Here is an 18,827-nt window from a genome sequence, read left to right as displayed (position 1 = left end):
ATTCCTCCCGACACTGACCCTACGGGTACAGTGCGGGGCTCCTGCGATTTCTAGCTGATATCGCAATGCAGGTATCTAGAGATGGAAAAAGATCACTCGTTTTACTCATTGACATTGAAATTGATGAGCCATGGTTTCTTGAAGGTAATCTGTGTAGGCCAGCCCATACTGTGAATGATCCTAAGCAAAGTAAGCGTGATGCTTATCTAGCGGATAGAGGCTGGGTTGTAGTTCGGTTCTCAGAACGGCAAGTTTATGAAGAAAGTGAAAAGTGCATTAATCTCATCTTTTGCTTGGTTTCAGGTGTCTTGGGTGCATTAGATTCTAAACAGCCAGACTTATCATTTTCATTTCCAACGGACCACAAGAGATGGGGTGATCAAAGTGCTCTTAGTGAACCTAGATTTCCTCCTTCCTACTTTTAATTCCCAAGGTTGAGACTGGCCCTACCGGGATTGAATTGAGCTAACGCGCTGGTCCGAGACGCTGCTGCAAGATTTGTGCGGCCAGCAACACATCTAGGGGGGTGGTTAGCTTCAGATTGGATTCCTCCCCTTCGACGATGTAGACTGGCCAACCCAGCTTCTCGAATAGGGCTGCATCATCGGTTACCTGCCAACCCTGGGCCAGAGCCTCCCGATGGGCTTGCCATAGCATCGACAGGCGAAACCCCTGCGGCGTTTGCGCTGCCCACAGCCGGCTGCGTTCTGGGGTTGACTGAATTTGGATCCCTTTTGGGCCTGCCTCAGCGACTTTAATCGTGTCCTTGACAGGGATCCCCGCGATGAGACCATCCACCTGCTGCAAAGCAGCACTACAGCGATCGAACAACTTAGGGGTAGCTAGGCAGCGGGCCCCATCGTGGATCAACACCCGCTCTACTGTTCCCAGGTTATAGAGATACTCAACCCCCCTGTAAACCGACTCCTGCCGCGTCGCCCCCCCTTGTAAAAGCTGCACCGGCGTGGACAGATCCATTGCCGCCAGGATCTGCTCGATGGCTGGCCAATCGCCGGGTTGGGAGAGAATGCCGATCCACTCGATGGAGCTGGCCTGATCCGCAGCCTGCAACGTCCAAGCCAAAATCGGCTGACCCAAGAGCGGCAGCAACAGCTTATTGACCGCAGCTCCCATTCGCTTGCCGCTGCCAGCCGCCGGGATCAGAAGGTGCATGGGATCCAAAAGCGCATTCAACCGGATCCCAGTGTACTGCTTGAGGTCAACAAGCCATAAAAGAGAGGGCCAGCCCTGACCCTCCCTTTTGATGCTCATTTGATGCTCAGTTCAGCAATGCTCCGATCCGGCAACCCCAGGTCAGACCGAGCACAACGGCTCAAGATTGCTCCGAATCGGTGGCAGCAGTAACGAAGTCGGGGTAGGCCACGTTGCCATGCTCGCCCACATCCAAACCGGCGATCTCTTCCTCGGCGCTGGTGCGCAGGCCGGTTACAGCCTTGAGGATATAGAACAGGATCAAGCAGGTAATAAAGGGCCAGAGGAAGTAGAACAGAGCGCCCACCACTTGTACCCCAAATTGGGCCCAGGTGACCTCTTCAGCATAGTTGGCATTGGCAAAGAAGGGGATCCCTGCTGCCAACACCCCCCAGATACCACAGGTGCCGTGTACCGAAATCGCGCCCACCGGGTCATCAATTTTCAGCACCGTATCCAGGATCACCACCGAAATCACCACCAGAATCCCGGCCACCGAGCCGATGATCAGAGCACCCAAAGGATGGACGCTATCGCAAGGGGCAGTGATCCCCACCAAGCCGGCCAGGACACCGTTGGCGGCAAAGGTCATATCCGGCTTGCCAAAATGAACCCAAGAGGTGAACATCGCCCCAATTGCTCCAGCCGAAGCTGCCAGCAGCGTATTCATGGCAATCCAGCCAATATCGACAGAGGCTGCAGTGGTGGAACCGGCATTAAACCCGATCCAGCCCAAGGCGAGGATAAACACCCCCAACATCCCCAGCGGCAGGTTGTGGCCAGGGATCGCCCGCGGTTCTCCATTAGGGCCGTACTTGCCAATGCGAGGGCCGAGCACAAAGGCGCCTGCCAAGGCCGCAGCGCCGCCTACCAAATGCACCACCCCCGATCCAGCGAAATCAATGTAGCCCAGATTTTCCAGCCAGCCGGCTGTGCCGCCGTTGTAGTCGCCGAACAGCCCGTTCCAGGCCCAACCCCCAGAGATGGGGTAGATTAGCCCAGAAATAACGATGGAGTAGATCAAGTAGGCCAAGAACTTGGTGCGCTCCGCCATGGCTCCGGAAACAATGGTGGCGGCAGTGGCGGCAAACACCATCTGGAAGACAAAGAAAGTAAAGGGCCAGCCATCTGCCTCGTAAGCCTGCTGCCAGCCAAAAGCAAACCAGTCGGTGCCGAACAAGCCACCACTGTTGCCGAACATGAGGCCAAACCCGATGAACCAGAAGGCGCAACAGCCCATGCAGAAGTCCATCAAGTTCTTCATCATGATGTTGGCGGCATTCTTGGCGCGGGTAAAGCCCGTCTCCACCATGGCGAACCCTGCCTGCATGAAGAACACCAAGGCTGCTGCCACGATCGTCCAAACAATGTCAGCGTGTTTCTGAACTGCCTCGGCCTCTTGAGCAAAGGCAGTTCCCTGGCCGAATAGAAAGACCAGCGCAGCCATTAGAGCAGCAGTCAGACTCCACCTGGCCGGTCGCCAGAGCCACTGGGGCACCTGGCTCTTGAGCTTTTGGATCATTGTTGTACTCATGCTTTTCGACTCACCTAAAGGGACAGTACTTCTCAAAAGACATTACCCGGAAAGTGGGGCAAGAACATCTCATCAGGTATATAGCAAAAGAGACATGCAGCAAACCCCCACAAGGCTCAGGACGGGTAGCCCAAACCCCAAAGATCCCTCCTTACAGGGCATCTTGGTTGAGTTCGCCAGTGCGGATGCGGATGGTTTTTTCGACGGGGCTGATGAAAATCTTGCCGTCCCCAATTTCGCCGGTGCGAGCCGCTGCAATCAGCTTCTCCACCACCGTATCCACCAGGTCATCTTCGACCACGATCTCCACTTTCAGCTTTTGTAGGAACTCTACCGTGTACTCGGATCCCCGGTAACGCTCGGTTTGTCCCTTTTGCCGGCCAAAACCCCGTACTTCACTTACGGTCATGCCGACAATCCCGGCATTGACCAAAGCAATTTTGACCTCATCCAACTTAAATGGCCGGATCACGGCCTCGATCTTTTTCATCTGCCTCCTGCACCCTGAACAGTTCCGCTAATTTCTAACACTACCAACACCTGTGAATTGTAAAAACGGATACATTTTTTATCTCCTACTGAAGATGCTTACCACTCTGGGTTGGCTCCCGTCAAGACTGGAAGGTCAAGCTTAAGCTACCCTAACGGGAGGAAGCCTCCGATGGGGTCTCACCAACATCCACGGGCGGCTGAGGGCTAAGAGAGGCCAAGCTGGCTGTAATGAGCGCTACCGCAAGCCACCACAGCATTTGTACCTGGGGACGATACCAGATGGTATCCACCAAGCCGTGGGCCATCATGCCGGTGCAAGCGGCCAAGCCCGCTGCCACCCACAGACCCTGGGGATCCCGCAAGTTGAGCAAAGTTTTCCAGCATCTCCAGCCGTGATCCCAGAGCACCAAGAGGAACCAGGCGAAAGTTAAAGATCCGATGAAGCCAGTCTCTACGGTGAGCTGCAGCGGCACCGAATAGGCTCCAAGGGCGCTGAAGTTGCCTCGTTGGTAGAGGGGATAGACGCGGTTAAAGGCAACATTGCCGGGGCCGATCCCCAAGATGGGAAAGTCGCGGATCATCTCCAGCACCGCCGCCCAGACATTGAGGCGAAAGTTGTTGCTGGTATCCAACCGCCCCCAAAAAAGGCTCTGCACCCGCAGCCGCAGGGAGCGTACCGTCAGGATCCCGAGCAACAGAGCAGCCCCCCCTCCGCCCAACAGGGCCGGCAAGGCCCAACGCCGCCAGCGGGCTGGCAAATCGACAGAATGCCACTGTGCCAACAGCACGGCCATCAGGGTGAGCATGGCCAGCCCCCCAATCCAGGCGCCACGACTGTAGGTGAGCAACAGGCAAATCAGGTTCACCGCCGTCGTAAACCCGGCCAGGAGTTTCGCCCCCCAACTGGGCCAAATCCAAGTGGCGGCCAGCCCCAGGGGAATGACCGGGATCAAGTAGCCCCCATACAGATTTGGATTGCGCAGATAGCTGTACACCCGCGTCAGACCCGCCAAACCCGACTCCGGATCCACCCAGGTGGCCAGTTCTGCTGCCCCATAAAAGTATTGCCGCAGGCCATGGATCCCCATCACCAAGCTGACCAAAAGCAGGGATCCCACAATCCCATCTCGGAATTGGGGTTTGCGCAGCAGACGATGCAACAACAGATAACCAGCCAGGTAGAGAGTCAACTTCAGCCAGCCATCCCGTGCTGCGTAGGCAACCGGAGAGAGAATCGTTGCCAAGGTGGCGATTCCCCAGAAAAGGACCAGGGGCAGATGCAGCGGCAGCCCAATCGGCGTTTCCACCAAAGTGCCCAGGCCCACCAGAGCGGCCATAGCCAGCAAAATCAGGCCCAGGATGCCGGTGGAGCTTTGCGCAGAGAAAATCCAGTAGAGCAGCACTAGCCCCAGGCCAATCCGGTCGGAAGTTTGAACCAATATGCTGCTCTTCCCCCAACTTTGCAGGGATCCCAATAGGCGGCCCAAAAGGCTCCCCTGCTGCCAAGCCTTGATGGGAAAGTCGCGCAGCAGAAAACCCTGCCACAGTTGCGTTGCTCGTTCCATAACCCTCCGGAGCCTGTTGGGCACAAGTTCATACGCCCCAAGTCACCTTCCGATTGTGTCGGTGGGACGAAGTTCTAGCTTATATCCCCAGAGGCAAAGAGACAACGAAGAAGAGCGCAACTTCTTATCGCGCCAGCCGGACAAAGTACCCCTCAACAAAAACAAAGAACCGGCTGACTCACAAGACTCTACAAGACAAAACGCACCGAAGAGTTATCAAAGTTAGGTTTTCAATCTTAAGAACAAGTCTCTGTAAAAAGCAAAGAAGAACAGCAGGAAAAACTACAAAAAGCTCTATCTCAATCTTCAATCAAATGTTGGATTGCCGCAATCGAAGATCTCCTGACCTACCACAGACCGATTCTCAAAAGATTCTTCAGGCAACACAGGCTAACACTTGACCTTGAGATCCTCTTTCACCTTCGGCATTAGGAGAAGGGATTTGATCGCCTAAGCGGGATCCAGACCAACCTTCCTTGGCTCTAACTGCGTTCTGGGAATTGGAGTTGGAATAGTGAATCTGAATACGAGTAGGACGGCCCAGACCCAGGGCGGATCCCATGCAACGGGCTAAGATTTGCACCTTAAACTCAAACTCGCCAATGCCATCCATAATCTTTAACCCTGCAGTCTCTGCTCTTAATTCAACTGTAGGAGAAGGTCTACGAAACCTCTTCAGTGGGAATACAGAACTTTTTGAGCTGCGGAGACTTCTGGATTATGAAAGTTATGTAAAGATGCCTTTGTTTTCGCCAGACAGGGCGAGTACTTGACCTATTCTTAAACAACTTGAGTCAAGCTGGGCTCGGTATCTTCACCAAATTTTCGGGCTGGAGGCCCGCACCATAGCCGCAGGCTTGGTGTCGGGAGGAAAGCCCTCCTCCATATAGGTTTGCTGGTCAAGTCTGGATGAACTACAATAGGCCCATGAGCCAGACTGTCTCTGTACGTTGCAAGCTGATAGTCCCACAAGAGTTGCGTCAAGAAATTGACCGCACTTTGCAGGGCTTTGCGAATGCTTGCAACCAGATTCTCGACACCGCCAAACAAAAGAACTGCTGGAACACCGCCAAGCTGCACCACTTGGTCTATCGGCCGGTAAGGGCAGCAACGGGGCTGAAAGCCAACCACGTCTGTCAGGCGCTCCGTCGGGTGATTAGCAATGCTAAGGCGGTGAAGCAAGTCCACAAGTTCCGCCCCACCAGTCTGACTTTGGACGCGCGTACTTTTAAGTACCGAGAGTCCGACCAAGCCGTGGGCGTGACCCTGATGAGCGGACGGGTTTGGCTCAAGCTCAAGATCGGTGGCTACCAGATAGCGCTTCTGCGAGGCCAGAAGCCGACAAGCGCAACCCTGTCCAAGACCAAGCAAGGGGACTACTACATCAACATTGCTGTTGAATTGGATACTCCCCCGACTGGCAAAACTCCAAAGGTGATCGGAGTTGACTTGGGCAGGCGGGATATCGCCACCGCTAGCAACGGACGCTCTTGGAGTGGAGAGCACATCCAGGCCGTCCGTGACCGGTTCAGCCGTGTACGCGCCAAGGTTCAATCCAAACGCACTCGCAGCTCTAGGAGACTGCTGAGAAGGCTCTCTGGGAGAGAACGGCGCTACCAGACATGGCTGAACCACAACATCAGCAAAACCTTGGTCAGGGATGCCCAGGCTATTGGTGCGGCACTGGCTTTTGAAGACTTGACAGGCATCAGAGATTGCCTGAATCAGAAGTCTCGAAGTAAGGCTGAGCGGCGCAGGACTAACAACTGGGCGTTCTACCAGCTCAGGATGTTTGTAGCCTACAAGGCTGCCATTGCTGGAGTGCCTGTGGTGCTGGTGCCGCCTGCCTACACCAGTCAGACCTGCCACAAATGCCTGCACATCCACCCTGAGCGGGGTAAATCCTACCGCAATGGCAAGTCGTTCAAGTGTGGACATTGTGGGTGGGAAGGGGATGCTGACCATAACGCTGCTCAAGTAATCTCTCTCCTTGGGGCGACTGTAAACTCGCCTGAAATTCCGAAACTTAGCTGTCCTCTGGGGCCGCTAGGGATTGGGATAAAGCCCGCACCCTGCGCGTAGCGCGGGTGTCGGGTAGTTTACTTGGACTGACTCCCTCCACCAAGTTGAGCAGGGATCCCGGCCAAACCGCTTAGACAAGGGGAACTGACCTACGCAAAATGGAGGAAGTAGGGGAAAAGCATCTCGTAAATCACTCGGTCGAAGCGTGCCCGTTTACCTGTACTGGGGAGATGACACCTATCGCCTGATGCAGGCGGTGCAGCAGTTGCGCGACCAAGTGCTGGATCCCCACTGGGCTGCTTTTAACTACGATCGCCTGCCGCCGGAATCCACGATTGCCGGGCTCAACCAAGCCATGACCCCGCCGCTGGGATCCACCGCCCGCTTGGTTTGGCTGGAAGAGACGACGCTCACCCACCATTGCTCGGAAGATCTGTGGGAAGAAGTGGAGCGCACACTGGCCCAGTTGCCCCCCACCACCCATTTGCTCTTGACCACCAGCAGCAAACCGGATGGGCGCCTGAAATCCACCAAAATCCTCAAAAAAACGGCCATTGTCCGCGAGTTTTCGCAACTGGCCCCTTGGGATGAGGAGGGCATTCTCCAGCAGGTGCAGCGGGAAGCTGAACAACGGGATCTGGCCCTCAGCCCGGCAGCCGCCCAGAAATTGGCCGAGGCGGTGGGCAATGACTCCCGTCGCTTGGCGATGGAATTGGAAAAGCTGGCCCTGTTTACGGCAGGTCAACAGGATCCCATTTCTCCTGAACAAGTCGAGGCGTTAGTTCCCGCCAGCGCCTACAACAGCTTTCAATTGGCGGGATCCCTGCGCAAAGGGAATCTGGAACAAGCCCTACGCATCTTGACCCATCTGCTGGATCACAACGAGCCGGCTCTGAAGGTTCTGGCGGTGTTGGTGGGCCAATTTCGCACCTGGCTATGGGTGCGGCTGCTGCTGGATCAGGGAGAACGGGATCCCAAGGTCATCGCCCAGAAAGCAGAAATCGGGAATCCCAATCGGGTTTACTTTCTGCAAAAAGAGGTGGGATCCCTGAAGACCACAGCTTTACTGAAAGCAATGCAGCAGCTTTTGCAATTGGAATACAACCTCAAGCAAGGACAGCCGGAACGAGATGCCTTTCAAGAAGCGCTGATCCAAATCGTGGCTATATTGGGTGAAGGCCGAGCTCAGAGCAAGTAGAGCAGAATAAACAACACGATCCAAACCCCATCCACAAAGTGCCAGTAGATCTCGGCAGCTTCGACGCCAAAATGATGTTGAGCGCTGTAGTGGCCGGGTTTAAAGGAGCGCCAGAGCACTGCCAGAATAAACAGCAACCCTGCCATCACGTGGAGACCATGAAACCCCGTTAAAACATAGAAGGTGCTGGCAAACAAATTGGTGGTGAGGCCAAACTCCAGGTTGCTGTACTCATAGAGTTGCCCTGCCAGGAAAACCGCCCCCATCAGCGCTGTGAGGGCAAACCACAGCCGCAGACCCCTGACATCATCGGCCTTGATGGCCGACCCAGCTTTGTGAATGACGAAGCTGCTGGAGAGCAAAATCACCGTGTTGATCCCGGGCAAGAGCAATTCCCGCTCTGGGGTTCCCTCCGGCGGCCAGACAGGAGCGGTGAGGCTGTAGGCCAGGTAGGCCATGAACAGCCCTAGGAAAAGACAGCCTTCTGCCACCAAAAACATCAAGATGCCAAAGACGCGATGATCTGGGTGCTCAGCGTGGGCAGTGTGGGCCCTTGAGTGGCCAACCATCAGCGTTTCAGAGGCAAGGGATCCTTGCATATTCCTTTCCACCTAAATTCCTGAATTCCTGAGACTTCTTGAGGCTGTACAAGCAGCCCAGCCAAGACTGGAATACCCAGTGAGCAGGGGATCAGCCGCCCACCGGGCATCCGGCCTGCTAAGAAGAAGTAGGCTCCGCTTCTGCCAGCGCCAGCTCCCGCAAGGTTTGCAACTGAGCAGCAAAGTAGTCCAGCGTCTCCTTGCTGTGCAAACCGTAGTCATAGGGGCCGGTCAGCAAAATGGGATCCCCATAAAAGTTGTGATGGGGCGGGGGAGAAGAAGTTGTCCACTCCAGTGTCAGGGCCTGCCAAGGATTATCCCCAGCTTTTGGCCCGGCCACCCAGGAGTAGATGGCGTTAACCAAAAAGGGCAGGGTGGAAATGGCCAGAACAAAGGCCCCCACCGAGCTGATCCAGTTGAGGTCGGCAAATTGGGGATCGTACTGGGCCACCCGGCGGGGCATCCCCATCAGGCCCAGCTTGTGCATCGGCAGAAAGCAGATGTTGAAGCCGACGAAGGTCAGCACAAAATGTACCCGCCCCCAAAACTCATTCAACATGCGCCCCGTCATCTTGGGGAACCAGTGGTAGATGCCGGCATAGATCCCAAAGACGCTGCCGCCAAACAACACGTAGTGTAGGTGGGCCACCACAAAGTAGGTGTCGTGAACGTGGATATCCAGAGGCACCGAGGCGAGGATAATCCCGCTCAAGCCGCCGATCACGAACATCGAGACAAAACCCATGCCAAACAGCATGGCCGAGCGGAAGTGGATTTTGCCGCCCCACAAAGTGGCCAGCCAGCTAAACACCTTGATCCCAGTGGGAACGGCAATGGCCATGGTGGCGATCATGAAGAACACCCGCATCCAGTCAGGGGTGCCGCTGGTGAACATGTGGTGCGCCCAGACGATCAACCCCAAAAAGCAGATGGCCAAGCTGGAATAGGCAATGGCTTTGTAAGCAAAGATGGGCTTGCGGGCATGCACCGGCAAAATCTCCGAGATCATGCCAAAGACCGGCAAGATCATGATGTACACCGCCGGGTGGGAGTAGAACCAGAACATGTGCTGGTACACCACCGGATCCCCGCCGCCGCTGGGGTTGAAAAAGGCCGTACCCGCCAACAGGTCAAAGCTGAGCAAGATCAACGCACCAGCCAAAACCGGTGTTGCAATGAGGGTAAGAATAGATGCTGCCAGCATGGCCCAGCAAAACAGCGGCATGTCTTCCATCTTCATGCCGGGCATGCGCATCTTCAGAATGGTGGTGATGAAGTTAACCGCCGCCAGGATGGAAGAGGTTCCTGCCAACAAAATGCTCAGGATCCAGAGTTCTTCCCCCACCTTGCCGCTGATCAAGCTGAGGGGGGGGTAGGAAGTCCAGCCGGCAGCCGGAGCCTCTATGAACAGGCTGGCCAAAAGCAGGATCCCTGTGGGCGGAACCAGCCAAAAGGCCACTGCATTCAGCTTGGGGAAGGCCATATCCCGCGCCCCGATCATCAGCGGTACCAGGTAGTTGCCAAAGCCCCCCACCAAAGCAGGCACGATCCACAAAAAGATCATGATCGTGGCGTGCAGGGTAAAGGCACCGTTGTACCGCTCAAAGCCGAGAAAGTCGGCCTCTGGAGTAGCCAGCTCTGCCCGTACTGCCGTCGCCAGCGCCCCTCCCACCAAGTAGAAGAAAAAGGTGGTCACCAAGTACTGGATCCCGATGACCTTGTGATCGGTGGAGAAGGTAAAGAAGCGCCACCAAGGCTCAGCAGGAAGTTCAAGTTCAACCTTCGGTGCAGCAACAAGTCTTGGGCTGTCTTGCAGCTGGGTCATTGCACAAAAGCTCCTATATCGCGTTGGCAGAATGTTGTTCCCACAAGCGCAGGCCAAAGGGGCGTCAGGGATCCCAGCTAGCCTGCGGAAGGAAGGGATCCAGAATGGGACTGGAGAGACTTCAAATCTGAGGGGGAGACGCCCAAACGCTGGTGGTGGACATGGGCAAAGGCAGACTCGGCCTCAGGGGAGCCTGGCCGAGGAGAGGGATGGACTGGCGAGAAATCTGAAACGAGGGCCAAGGTGCTGCCCTCGCCACGGGCGGCCAAAACTTGCTCCTGCTGCCAGCGCTCGAAGTCTTCCGGCGTATCCACAAACAATTGCCCTGCCATCACCCCATGATAGGGGCCGCACAGCTCTGCGCAGATGATGGGGTACTGCCCCAGTTGAGTGGGCACAAACTCCAGGTGGGTCTCTCGGCCCGGGATCACATCCTGCTTGAGGCGAAACTGCGGCACCCAGAAGGCATGGTTCACATCCAGAGCCGTCATATCCAAGCGCACCCGCTTGTTCAGAGGAAGGTGCAGCTCGCTGGCCACCAGGCCGGACTCCGGATAGGTGAACAGCCAAGCGTACTGCATGCCCTGCACCTGAACGACCAGATCCGGCTGGCCCATTTCCTTCCCGGGTAGCACTACAGGGGTATAAGCGTAGCCGGGATCCCCCGCCTCAGCTTCGTGGGAAGACTCCATCACCATGGCCGTGTGGATATGGCCGCCCACATCGGTGCCCCCGTAAACAGCCTGATAGACATCTATACTGGCCAAGCCCAACCAAAGAATGATCACCGCCGGCACCGCCGTCCACACGATCTCCAACAGCACATTGCCGTGATTGGGATCCCCGTCGCCTTTGTCGCCTCGCCGCTTGCGGTAGCGGACAATACAGTAGAGAAGCACTCCCTGTACCACCAAAAAGATCCCTGTGGCAATGGTCATGGTGCTGTTAAAGAGGCTGTCGAACAAGGGGGCTGATTCGGCAGCAGATTCGGGAAGCAGATGGTGGTTTTGCCCGTACCAAAGGCTTGCCAGGGTCAGGAGGATCCCCATACCCACCAAGATGATGTTGCTAATCGCACTCACGACTGCTTTTCCCCAATACAGAGAGCATCTACCCTAGCAGACAATCCGCCCACAGCGTTTGCAGACTACGTTTTCTACTGTTGCCGTTTTTTGTTTTTGTTTACATTGCTTACAGGGCTTACAAAATTTTTGCCTATGGAGCCCGATCCGCTGTGCACGGACTTCCCACCGCTATCAAATACTAGTTCGCGGGGGAAAGAAAGTTGTGTAGACTTATGGATCTCTTCAGGATCTTGCTGGGTGAGCAGCGGCGAGACAGAGCTTTGGTTCCGAGATTTTCGGCAGACCTGCGCAAGGGCGGTACTGCACTGAAGGCCGGCTCTGGTTGAGGGCCATCTCTCCAAACAGAGGTTCTTGTTGCCCGCAGACTGAGGTAGGGTGGGATAACCCCGCAATTGGGCTGGTTTGGACAGGTTTTCTCTCTTTAACAAAGGAGGGGCGCGGGGAGCTATAAGTCCCGCGCTGTATGCAAAGCATCAGCGTCGGGATACATGGACTCCCCGCACTTGTCGATTCTCTCGATGGGATAAGACAAGTATTTACCAGCAGCTATAGCTTGTGGTAAACTGCCACTATGCTGACCATGAACTACACTTACCGGATCTATCCAGATGCCGCGCAGCAGGCCAAGCTGCGGTCGTGGCTTGAGACGTGCAGAGGCGTGTACAACTACGCTTTGCGCGAACTCAAAGACTGGATTGCTTCCCGTAAGTGTCCCATAGACAGATGCTCACTGGAGAAGGAGTACATCATTCCTGCCGATGAGCCATTCCCGTCTTATCATCGTCAGCAAAATAACCTACCCAAAGCAAAGAAGCAATTCCCGCATTTGGCCAAGGTGCATTCTCAGGTCTTGCAGGCTACGATTCGCAGGCTGCATGATACTTGGGAGGCATTCCAGAAGCGGGGATATGGGTTTCCCCGTTTCAAGAAACAAGGCCAATTTAAGTCTTTTGTGTTTCCCCAGTTCAAGGACAATCCCATCTCCGGCAGCAGTATCAAGCTACCAAAGATAGGAAAAGTGCCTATCAACTTGCATCGTCCTATCCCAGATGGGTTCAAGGTCAAGCAGGTGAGGGTACTGTCCAAGGTAAGAGGGACGCAATGGTATGTCGTCGTTACCATCGAATCGGACATATCGGTTCCCGATGCTCCGGTTCACGGTCGTGCGATTGGGATTGATCTGGGATTGGAACGGTTTTTGACGGTTTCAGATGGTAGCTTCCAGGAGCGACCCAAGTTTTTTAGGTCGATGCAACGCAAGCTGAAATTGCTGCAACGCAGAGCGGCACGAAAACAGAAGGGGTCACGAAACTGGGAGAAGGCACAAATCAAAGTTGCCAGAATGCACCATCGGATTGCGAACCGTCGTAAAGATTTCCACCTGAAGACGGCTCATAAGCTTTGTGACCAAGCGCAAACCATCTTTGCAGAAGACCTCAATGTCACAGGCTTGACACGGGGAATGCTGCGAAAAGGTTGTGTTGATGCCGCCTTTGGACAATTTCTGTCTCTGTTGGAATGGGTGTGCTGGAAACGTGGAGTGTACTTCGCTAAAGTCAACTCCAACGGGACTAGCCAAACCTGTCCCAAATGTTTTGCTACTGTCAGCAAAACGTTGACAGCAAGGGAGCATCATTGTCCTGAGTGTGGGTATCGAACTCATCGTGACCATGCAGCAGCAGAAATGGTTTTGCATCGTGGACTAGAGAATGTAGTAGCCCAGGGACTCTGGGGAACGGAAACAGCCTGCCAAGTCGTTCTGTCGGGGGTCTATGACCTAGATAAGTGGCGTGGGGCAGGAATGCCTAACCGTGAGGTTAGGAAGCCCGCGCTGTACCCGTAGGGTCAGCGTCGGGAGGATGTCACTCTCTGCTTCGCTTTCCCCAATGTCTTCTCCCCATTCACTGGCGACCTTGCTATCTGATCCAGGGGATCCCTTGCCGATCCAGACTCCATCAACGGTCTCGGAATTGGCCGGAATCTTAAAGGAGTGCCAAGGGCGGAAAGTGCTGCCGCTGGGGCAGGGGAGCAAGTGGGGCTGGGCCCACTCTGTGGAGCCGGTGGATCTGGTTCTCAGCACACGTGGCTTACGCCGGCTCATCGACCATGCAGCCGCCGATCTCACCGTTACGGTGGAAGCCGGTATGACTTTGGCGGAACTGCAACCCATTTTGGCGGAGCGGGGGCAATGGTGGCCGGTGGATCCCCTCTATCCGGAGCGGGCTACCCTGGGGGGCATTATCGCCACTGCCGATACGGGTTCTCTGCGCTGGCGTTACGGCGGGATCCGCGACTTGCTACTGGGCATAGCCTGGGTGCGGGCGGATGGGGAGGTGGCCAAAGCGGGCGGGCGGGTTGTCAAGAATGTTGCTGGCTATGACCTGATGAAGCTGTTCACCGGATCCTTGGGCAGCCTAGGAATTTTGACCCAGGTGAGCCTACGGCTTTACCCGTTGCCGGCAGCTCAGTCTGCTTTGCTGGCCATAGGATCTTTGCCGGAGCTGGAGGTCCTGTGTCAGCAGGTGCTGACCGGCCCGGTTAACCCTGTGGGGGTGGATCTCTGGCTAAGGGCAGAGGGATCCCAGGTTTGGCTCAGCTTTCATGGATCGGAGCGAGCAATCGCCCAACAGATGGCCCAAACGCGGCGGCTGGCCCCTGCAGGGCTGACTTTGCAGGAAGTGAATCCCGGCTCTCTGTCCCTGCCTCAACCCGGCTCAGGGGCGGTGCTGGCCAAGTTCGGGTGCCTGCCCAGTCAGAGCTTGGCAACATTGGAGCAGTTTCAAACCCTATTCCCTGGGGCTCAGGTGCAACTGCACCGAGGCTGTGGGCTAGGGCGGGCTTGGCTGGTTCAGCCAGAAGTGGGATCCCTAATGCAACTGCAACGCTACCTCAAGTCCGCAGGCGGATTTCTCCTGCTTCTGGAGGCGCCGCCAGCTCTGAAGAGGGCTCTTGCCCATGACTTTGGCCCGGCTGCCAGCCTAATGCGCAAGCTGAAGCAGCACTTCGACCCTGCCGGCACCTTTAGCCCCAGCTTGATATAAACATCGCCCTCGCCACCGCTGCTTCCTCGGGATCCCTCTGGCCAAACGTCTTGTTCCGGTGCATGATAGATCTATAAGAAATTGAAACATTTCTTAACATCATTTCTCAGTATCTCAGCGTCAAAGCTAAGAGAGGGATCAGCATGAGCATCGAGTGGCAACGGATACTCCGCGTTGGGGTGGGCTTTTGCCTTGGGCTGTTGATTGCGGTGGGCGGGGGATCCCTGACCTGGGCGCAACCTGCCCTGCCGGTGGTGCCGATGGAGCTGCCTCAGCCGCCCGTGCCGGTCTTGGACTTGGCGGATCAGTTGACCAGCAATCAGGAAGCTCAACTGGCCCAGCATCTGAACAAGTTAGAGCAAGACACCGGCTGGAAGCTGCGGGTGCTGACTCAGTTCGACCAAACACCGGGTCGTCAGGTGAAGGAATACTGGGGCTTGAATGAGCGCAGCGTTCTGATGGTGGCGGATCCCAGGGGGGGCAACTTGCTGGCGTTTAATGTGGGGGATGCTGTGCGCGAGATCTTGCCACGTACCTTTTGGATTGAGCTGCAATCTCGCTTTGGCAACCAATTCTATGTGCGGGAGCACGGCACCCAACGCGCCATCCTGGAGACCGTTGATGTCTTGGATCGCTGCTTTCATCAGGGGGGCTGCCGTGTGGTGCCCGGCCTGCCTCAAGAGCAGTGGATCCTAACGCTGGTGACCTCGATTTTGGGCGGGATTGTCTTCGGGTTTGCCGGCAAGCCCCGCCATGCGGAGGAGCTGTTTAACTGGCGTTGGGCCTTGCTCATTTCTCCCCTGTGGTTTATTTTGTTCGGGGCCTTCGGTATCGGGCCGGTGGTCACACGCACGCAGGATTGGATCCCGGTGTTGCGCAACGTCTTGGGGTTTTTGGCAGGGGCTTTGGTGATCTACCTGGCTCCCATTGCTCGCCCGGCAGTGGATCAGCAGTAGCTGACTCGTGAAGTCGGCTGGGCGTCCTTCCCTGCGAGCCCCAGTTCGCAGGGGACAAATGCTAGAATCGGTGAGCAGAAATTGCTGGTGTAGCTCAGTTGGTAGAGCACTCGACTTGTAATCGAGCGGTCGTCAGTTCGAATCTGACCATCAGCTTTTGTTGCTATAGAGCTGGGCTCTGCCGTCTCCTCTCGCTGAAGCAGAACTCAGCTTCTACACTGGTGGTTAGATTGGCATTAGCGGGATCCCTGGGTCTTGTTGACAGGAGGCCAAGGCCGATCCCTGCTCAGTTTGGCATACCTACTCAGCCGATTGGGTTGTTCTCCTGATTCTCCTTGGATGTCTATGTCCGGTCTCCCAGCCGCTACGGTTCGTCGATTGCAAAAGCTGCCCCAGGTGCCCTCCGTGTGGGAAGGGGATCGCCACAAGCTCTCAGGATCGCCACCCATGGGATCCCAGACAGAGGGGGAGTGCATTCTTTGGGTAGATGGCGCTCAGGGCGTGGTACGGGCCATGGAAGTAGTGCCCGCCGATTCTGGCTTTGAGCCGATGGTGCGAACCTTGATTGTGGCCATGGAGCGGCCCCATGCTGCCTCACCTGCTCGCCCCCAGAAGATCATCGTGCGGGATCGAGAGGTGCAATTTTTCTTGCGCGGCATCCTGCACGAGCTGGACATCAAGGTGGAATGCCAGCCGGAATTGCCTCTAATCGATGAGATCCTGCAGAGCTTTGAAGAGGCCAACGAACGGATCCCTCCCCCTCTGCCGGAACACTATGTTGAGTTGCTGGCCGGCAAAGCCCTTACCCTCTGGCGAGATGCTCCCTGGGATTACCTAGAGGATCACCAAATCTTGGCCATCGACCTAGATCACTGGGACATCCAAACCCTTTATCTCTCGGTGATGGGGCGGTTGGGCATGGAGTATGGGGTGCTTTTTTATCGCTCGCTGCCCTCTCTTAAACAGTTTCGCCAGGATGCGGGCCAGCCGGATACTCCCGAAGAGATGGAGGAAGCCTTCCTCAGACAAGATTGTCTCTATCTCACATTCCAAGCTCGCAATCCTGAACTTAACGAACTGCCGGATCTGGACTTGGCAGATTTGGATCCTGAGGAAATTGAGCCGAACTTCGGCACCATTCACCCCCTGGAAGGCTTGCGCGTGACTTTGCAGGAGGATGAGGCGGCGGCCTTATCGGTGGCCCTGGAAGCCTTGCATCGCTTCTTCAAGCAGTACCACCGCAAGCTGGAAGATGACTTTCGACCCTATCAAGGCCGGTACCGCATTCCCAATCCCCAAGAGAAGGGGACAACCATTTCGGTGCAGGTGCGCACCCTGCCGGACGTGGCCGAAGAGCTGCTGCAGCTGGAAGGGGAGGAGGAAGAACCTGCCCAAACCCTGCTGCGGGATGATTTGGTGCCCGAGGGCGCGCAGATAGGTCTGGGGGTCTTGCCGTGGACAACGGTGGAAATGCTGCGTCGCACGGGGCAATGGCATCCCCTCCCCCAAAGCAAGCTGGTGAAAAATGGAGAAGGGCTGCCGGTGGTGATTGTGCGCACCTCTCGATCAAAAGCAAAGCAGCTCATCGAGAATTTGCGTGGGGAAGGTGGGCCGCAAGGCGTTTGTTTCAACACAGGGGTGGATCCCTTCGATGGCGATCGCTACGACTTGGAAATTGTGCAAACGGGCAATCGCGATCTGCACCTGTTTGGAGAGTTTCCCGAAGATGATCCCGTTCACTCCATGGCTCGCAAGCGCTGGGAGCGGCGTTGCCGGGATACGGGTGGCTATTGCGGCTTGGTGGTGGCGATGGGGGTGAATTCTACGCGTCCAGAGCTGCAAGTGCGCCACATTCTGGCCTTGTTTGAGATGCAGGCTTTGAACCCAACGGGACTGGGACTGGGGCCGATGGTGCGGATTAGCCGACAATTGCACTTGCCTTGACCGTCCAGATGGAGGCAGGTTAGGTGCTGCTGGTAACCTGAGCAACTTTCTCCCAGCCGGGATCCCCTCTTTCTATCTCTGGCAGGTTTACCGGGCGGTGATTCGGTTTTTCCAGGGATCCACGCTATCTTGGCTCTGGTTCTCTCCTGGGTGCTGACCGGCAAAATAGCTCGACAAAGCATCTCGACAAAGCATCTCGACAAAGCATACAGTGGCCCTATCATCTGGGGGCTCTGGTATTGACCCTCAGTTTGTGGCAAGTGCTTGGAGTTTAGGGCAAGGGATCCCAGGTATCCTGCCGCCGCAGAGTAGCTTGTCGCAGCCGGGCCAAGTTGGCCGATCCGGTGCAAAAGGCAGCAATACGTAGCTCCTCGATCACGGCACGAAAGGTGTCCACCACCGCCTGCATCTGTCCTTGGGAGACGGCGTGTAAAGCGGGGGCGGCCATACCCACCACATCGGCTCCCAGACGGATAGCTTTGGCCGCGTCGATGCCATTGCGGATGCCACCGCTGGCCACCAGGGGTAAGTCCGGCAGCAGGCGACGAATTTCCAGCAGGGACAAAGCCGTTGGGATCCCCCAATCCCTAAAGCTGTGGGCGATGCGTTTCTTGAGAGCATCTGGTTGGCGATGGGCCTCCACCTCGCTCCAACTGGTGCCGCCCGCTCCCGCCACATCTAGGGCCGCCACACCGCATTCGGCCAGCCGCTGGGCTACCTTAGCACTGAGGCCATTGCCCACTTCCTTCACCACCACGGGCACCGGCAACTGCGCCACCAACTGTTCGATGCGGCCATACAATCCACGCCAGTCGGGATCCCCTTGGGGTTGAACCGCCTCCTGGAGAGGATTGAGGTGCAGAATCAATGCATCCGCCTCGATCATCTCCACCGCCCGTCGCGCCTGCTCCAACCCATAGCCGTAGTTGAGCTGAACGGCACCCAGGTTGGCCAGCAGCAAAATATTCGGGGCCACTTGGCGCACCTGGTAAGTCCGGGCCAGCTCTGGATGTTCCAAAGCTGCCCGCTGGGATCCCACCCCCATGGCAATGCCCAACTGTTGGGCAGCGGCGGCCAGTTGTCGGTTTAGCTCATGGGCAGCCTCTGTTCCCCCCGTCATGCTGCTGATGAGCAGGGGTGCCTGTAGGCGTTTTCCCAAGAATTCGCAGCTTAGGTCGATCTCCGGCAACAGCAGCTCCGGCAGCGCCACATGCTCAAAGAAAAACCGCTCAAAGCCGGTGCGGATCCCTTTGGCAGCCACATCCTGCTGCAGAACAATGTCCAGGTGATCCTGTTTGCGCTCGGAAATGGGGGGTAGAGAATCGGCCATCATGTCAGCAGTGCGGAGCACCTT

The 18,827-nt window shown here is 56.3% G+C and carries 15 protein-coding genes and 1 tRNA gene; 8 read left to right on the top strand and 8 right to left on the bottom strand.

What is annotated here, in order from left to right; translation table 11 throughout:
* The first annotated feature begins 65 nt into the window (after window positions 1-65).
* Window positions 66-425: a DUF559 domain-containing protein gene (locus CYB_RS15755; RefSeq protein WP_148202775.1), complete on the top strand. Its 360-nt coding sequence runs from the start codon at window positions 66-68 to the stop codon at window positions 423-425.
* A gap of 40 nt (window positions 426-465) precedes the next feature.
* On the opposite strand, the gene ispD is transcribed toward CYB_RS15755, so the two are convergent.
* The 4 genes from ispD to CYB_RS12880 all read right to left on the bottom strand — a co-directional run bounded on the left by ispD (window position 466) and on the right by CYB_RS12880 (window position 4,803).
* Complete coding sequence (gene ispD / locus CYB_RS12895) at window positions 466-1,173, bottom strand: 2-C-methyl-D-erythritol 4-phosphate cytidylyltransferase (protein WP_041437650.1); 708 nt, start codon at window positions 1,171-1,173, stop codon at window positions 466-468.
* 160 nt (window positions 1,174-1,333) lie between these two features.
* Window positions 1,334-2,746: an ammonium transporter gene (locus CYB_RS12890; protein ID WP_011434247.1), complete on the bottom strand. Its 1,413-nt coding sequence runs from the start codon at window positions 2,744-2,746 to the stop codon at window positions 1,334-1,336.
* 151 nt (window positions 2,747-2,897) lie between these two features.
* Window positions 2,898-3,236: a P-II family nitrogen regulator gene (locus CYB_RS12885; protein WP_011430352.1), complete on the bottom strand. Its 339-nt coding sequence runs from the start codon at window positions 3,234-3,236 to the stop codon at window positions 2,898-2,900.
* Window positions 3,237-3,387: 151 nt separating this feature from the next.
* Window positions 3,388-4,803 (bottom strand): IctB family putative bicarbonate transporter, encoded by a 1,416-nt coding sequence (locus CYB_RS12880; RefSeq protein ID WP_011434246.1) that lies wholly within the window; start codon window positions 4,801-4,803, stop codon window positions 3,388-3,390.
* A gap of 927 nt (window positions 4,804-5,730) precedes the next feature.
* Here CYB_RS12880 and CYB_RS12870 point away from each other — a divergent pair.
* Together CYB_RS12870 and holA are read left to right on the top strand one after the other, a co-directional pair.
* A complete protein-coding gene (locus CYB_RS12870; protein ID WP_011434244.1) occupies window positions 5,731-6,885 on the top strand; it encodes an RNA-guided endonuclease InsQ/TnpB family protein in 1,155 nt (384 codons plus the stop codon).
* A gap of 145 nt (window positions 6,886-7,030) precedes the next feature.
* Window positions 7,031-8,023, top strand: a complete 993-nt coding sequence (gene holA / locus CYB_RS12865; RefSeq protein ID WP_011434243.1) for a DNA polymerase III subunit delta — start codon at window positions 7,031-7,033, stop codon at window positions 8,021-8,023.
* Here holA and CYB_RS12860 read toward each other — a convergent pair.
* From CYB_RS12860 to CYB_RS12850, 3 genes are all read right to left on the bottom strand, one after another.
* On the bottom strand, window positions 8,011-8,622 hold the full coding sequence (locus tag CYB_RS12860) for a cytochrome c oxidase subunit 3 (protein ID WP_011434242.1): 612 nt from the start codon (window positions 8,620-8,622) through the stop codon (window positions 8,011-8,013). The two genes, holA and CYB_RS12860, sit on opposite strands and share 13 nt — an antisense overlap.
* Window positions 8,623-8,740: 118 nt before the next feature.
* Window positions 8,741-10,447, bottom strand: coding sequence for a cytochrome c oxidase subunit I (ctaD, locus tag CYB_RS12855; protein WP_011434241.1), 1,707 nt, complete (start codon window positions 10,445-10,447; stop codon window positions 8,741-8,743).
* Between the two features lie 77 nt (window positions 10,448-10,524).
* Window positions 10,525-11,529 (bottom strand): cytochrome c oxidase subunit II, encoded by a 1,005-nt coding sequence (locus CYB_RS12850; RefSeq protein ID WP_041436839.1) that lies wholly within the window; start codon window positions 11,527-11,529, stop codon window positions 10,525-10,527.
* A gap of 583 nt (window positions 11,530-12,112) precedes the next feature.
* Here CYB_RS12850 and CYB_RS12845 point away from each other — a divergent pair.
* The 5 genes from CYB_RS12845 to CYB_RS12825 all read left to right on the top strand — a co-directional run bounded on the left by CYB_RS12845 (window position 12,113) and on the right by CYB_RS12825 (window position 17,473).
* Complete coding sequence (locus CYB_RS12845; protein WP_011434239.1) at window positions 12,113-13,375, top strand: RNA-guided endonuclease InsQ/TnpB family protein; 1,263 nt, start codon at window positions 12,113-12,115, stop codon at window positions 13,373-13,375.
* Window positions 13,376-13,445: 70 nt separating this feature from the next.
* Window positions 13,446-14,573 carry an FAD-binding oxidoreductase gene (locus tag CYB_RS12840; protein ID WP_238376807.1) on the top strand — a complete coding sequence of 376 codons (1,128 nt, stop codon included), beginning with the start codon at window positions 13,446-13,448 and terminating at the stop codon, window positions 14,571-14,573.
* A 260-nt stretch (window positions 14,574-14,833) separates the two neighbouring features.
* On the top strand, window positions 14,834-15,529 hold the full coding sequence (locus CYB_RS12835; RefSeq protein ID WP_011434237.1) for a TPM domain-containing protein: 696 nt from the start codon (window positions 14,834-14,836) through the stop codon (window positions 15,527-15,529).
* A gap of 83 nt (window positions 15,530-15,612) precedes the next feature.
* A tRNA-Thr gene (locus CYB_RS12830) sits at window positions 15,613-15,685 on the top strand.
* Between the two features lie 189 nt (window positions 15,686-15,874).
* Complete coding sequence (locus tag CYB_RS12825; RefSeq protein WP_011434236.1) at window positions 15,875-17,473, top strand: DUF6930 domain-containing protein; 1,599 nt, start codon at window positions 15,875-15,877, stop codon at window positions 17,471-17,473.
* 271 nt (window positions 17,474-17,744) lie between these two features.
* On the opposite strand, the gene fni is transcribed toward CYB_RS12825, so the two are convergent.
* The gene (gene fni / locus CYB_RS12820) at window positions 17,745-18,806 is read right to left on the bottom strand and encodes a type 2 isopentenyl-diphosphate Delta-isomerase (protein WP_238376991.1); all 1,062 of its coding nucleotides are present in this window, start codon (window positions 18,804-18,806) and stop codon (window positions 17,745-17,747) included.
* Window positions 18,807-18,827: the final 21 nt, after the last annotated feature.

The organism is Synechococcus sp. JA-2-3B'a(2-13), from assembly GCF_000013225.1.
Lineage (GTDB): Bacteria > Cyanobacteriota > Cyanobacteriia > Thermostichales > Thermostichaceae > Thermostichus.
The sequence above is the reverse complement of the archived record's forward strand: the minus strand, read 5'-3'. Positions and strand labels throughout refer to the sequence as shown.

Coding starts and splice junctions, on each gene's coding strand:
- CYB_RS12860 (WP_011434242.1), bottom strand. CDS start 8,622: ATGCAAGGATCCCTTGCCTCTGAAACGCTGATGGTTGGCCACTCAAGG.
- ispD (WP_041437650.1), bottom strand. CDS start 1,173: ATGCACCTTCTGATCCCGGCGGCTGGCAGCGGCAAGCGAATGGGAGCT.
- CYB_RS12835 (WP_011434237.1), top strand. CDS start 14,834: ATGGAGCTGCCTCAGCCGCCCGTGCCGGTCTTGGACTTGGCGGATCAG.
- fni (WP_238376991.1), bottom strand. CDS start 18,806: ATGATGGCCGATTCTCTACCCCCCATTTCCGAGCGCAAACAGGATCAC.
- CYB_RS12845 (WP_011434239.1), top strand. CDS start 12,113: ATGAACTACACTTACCGGATCTATCCAGATGCCGCGCAGCAGGCCAAG.
- CYB_RS12870 (WP_011434244.1), top strand. CDS start 5,731: ATGAGCCAGACTGTCTCTGTACGTTGCAAGCTGATAGTCCCACAAGAG.
- CYB_RS12890 (WP_011434247.1), bottom strand. CDS start 2,746: ATGAGTACAACAATGATCCAAAAGCTCAAGAGCCAGGTGCCCCAGTGG.
- CYB_RS12880 (WP_011434246.1), bottom strand. CDS start 4,803: ATGGAACGAGCAACGCAACTGTGGCAGGGTTTTCTGCTGCGCGACTTT.
- CYB_RS12885 (WP_011430352.1), bottom strand. CDS start 3,236: ATGAAAAAGATCGAGGCCGTGATCCGGCCATTTAAGTTGGATGAGGTC.
- CYB_RS15755 (WP_148202775.1), top strand. CDS start 66: ATGCAGGTATCTAGAGATGGAAAAAGATCACTCGTTTTACTCATTGAC.
- ctaD (WP_011434241.1), bottom strand. CDS start 10,447: ATGACCCAGCTGCAAGACAGCCCAAGACTTGTTGCTGCACCGAAGGTT.
- CYB_RS12825 (WP_011434236.1), top strand. CDS start 15,875: ATGTCCGGTCTCCCAGCCGCTACGGTTCGTCGATTGCAAAAGCTGCCC.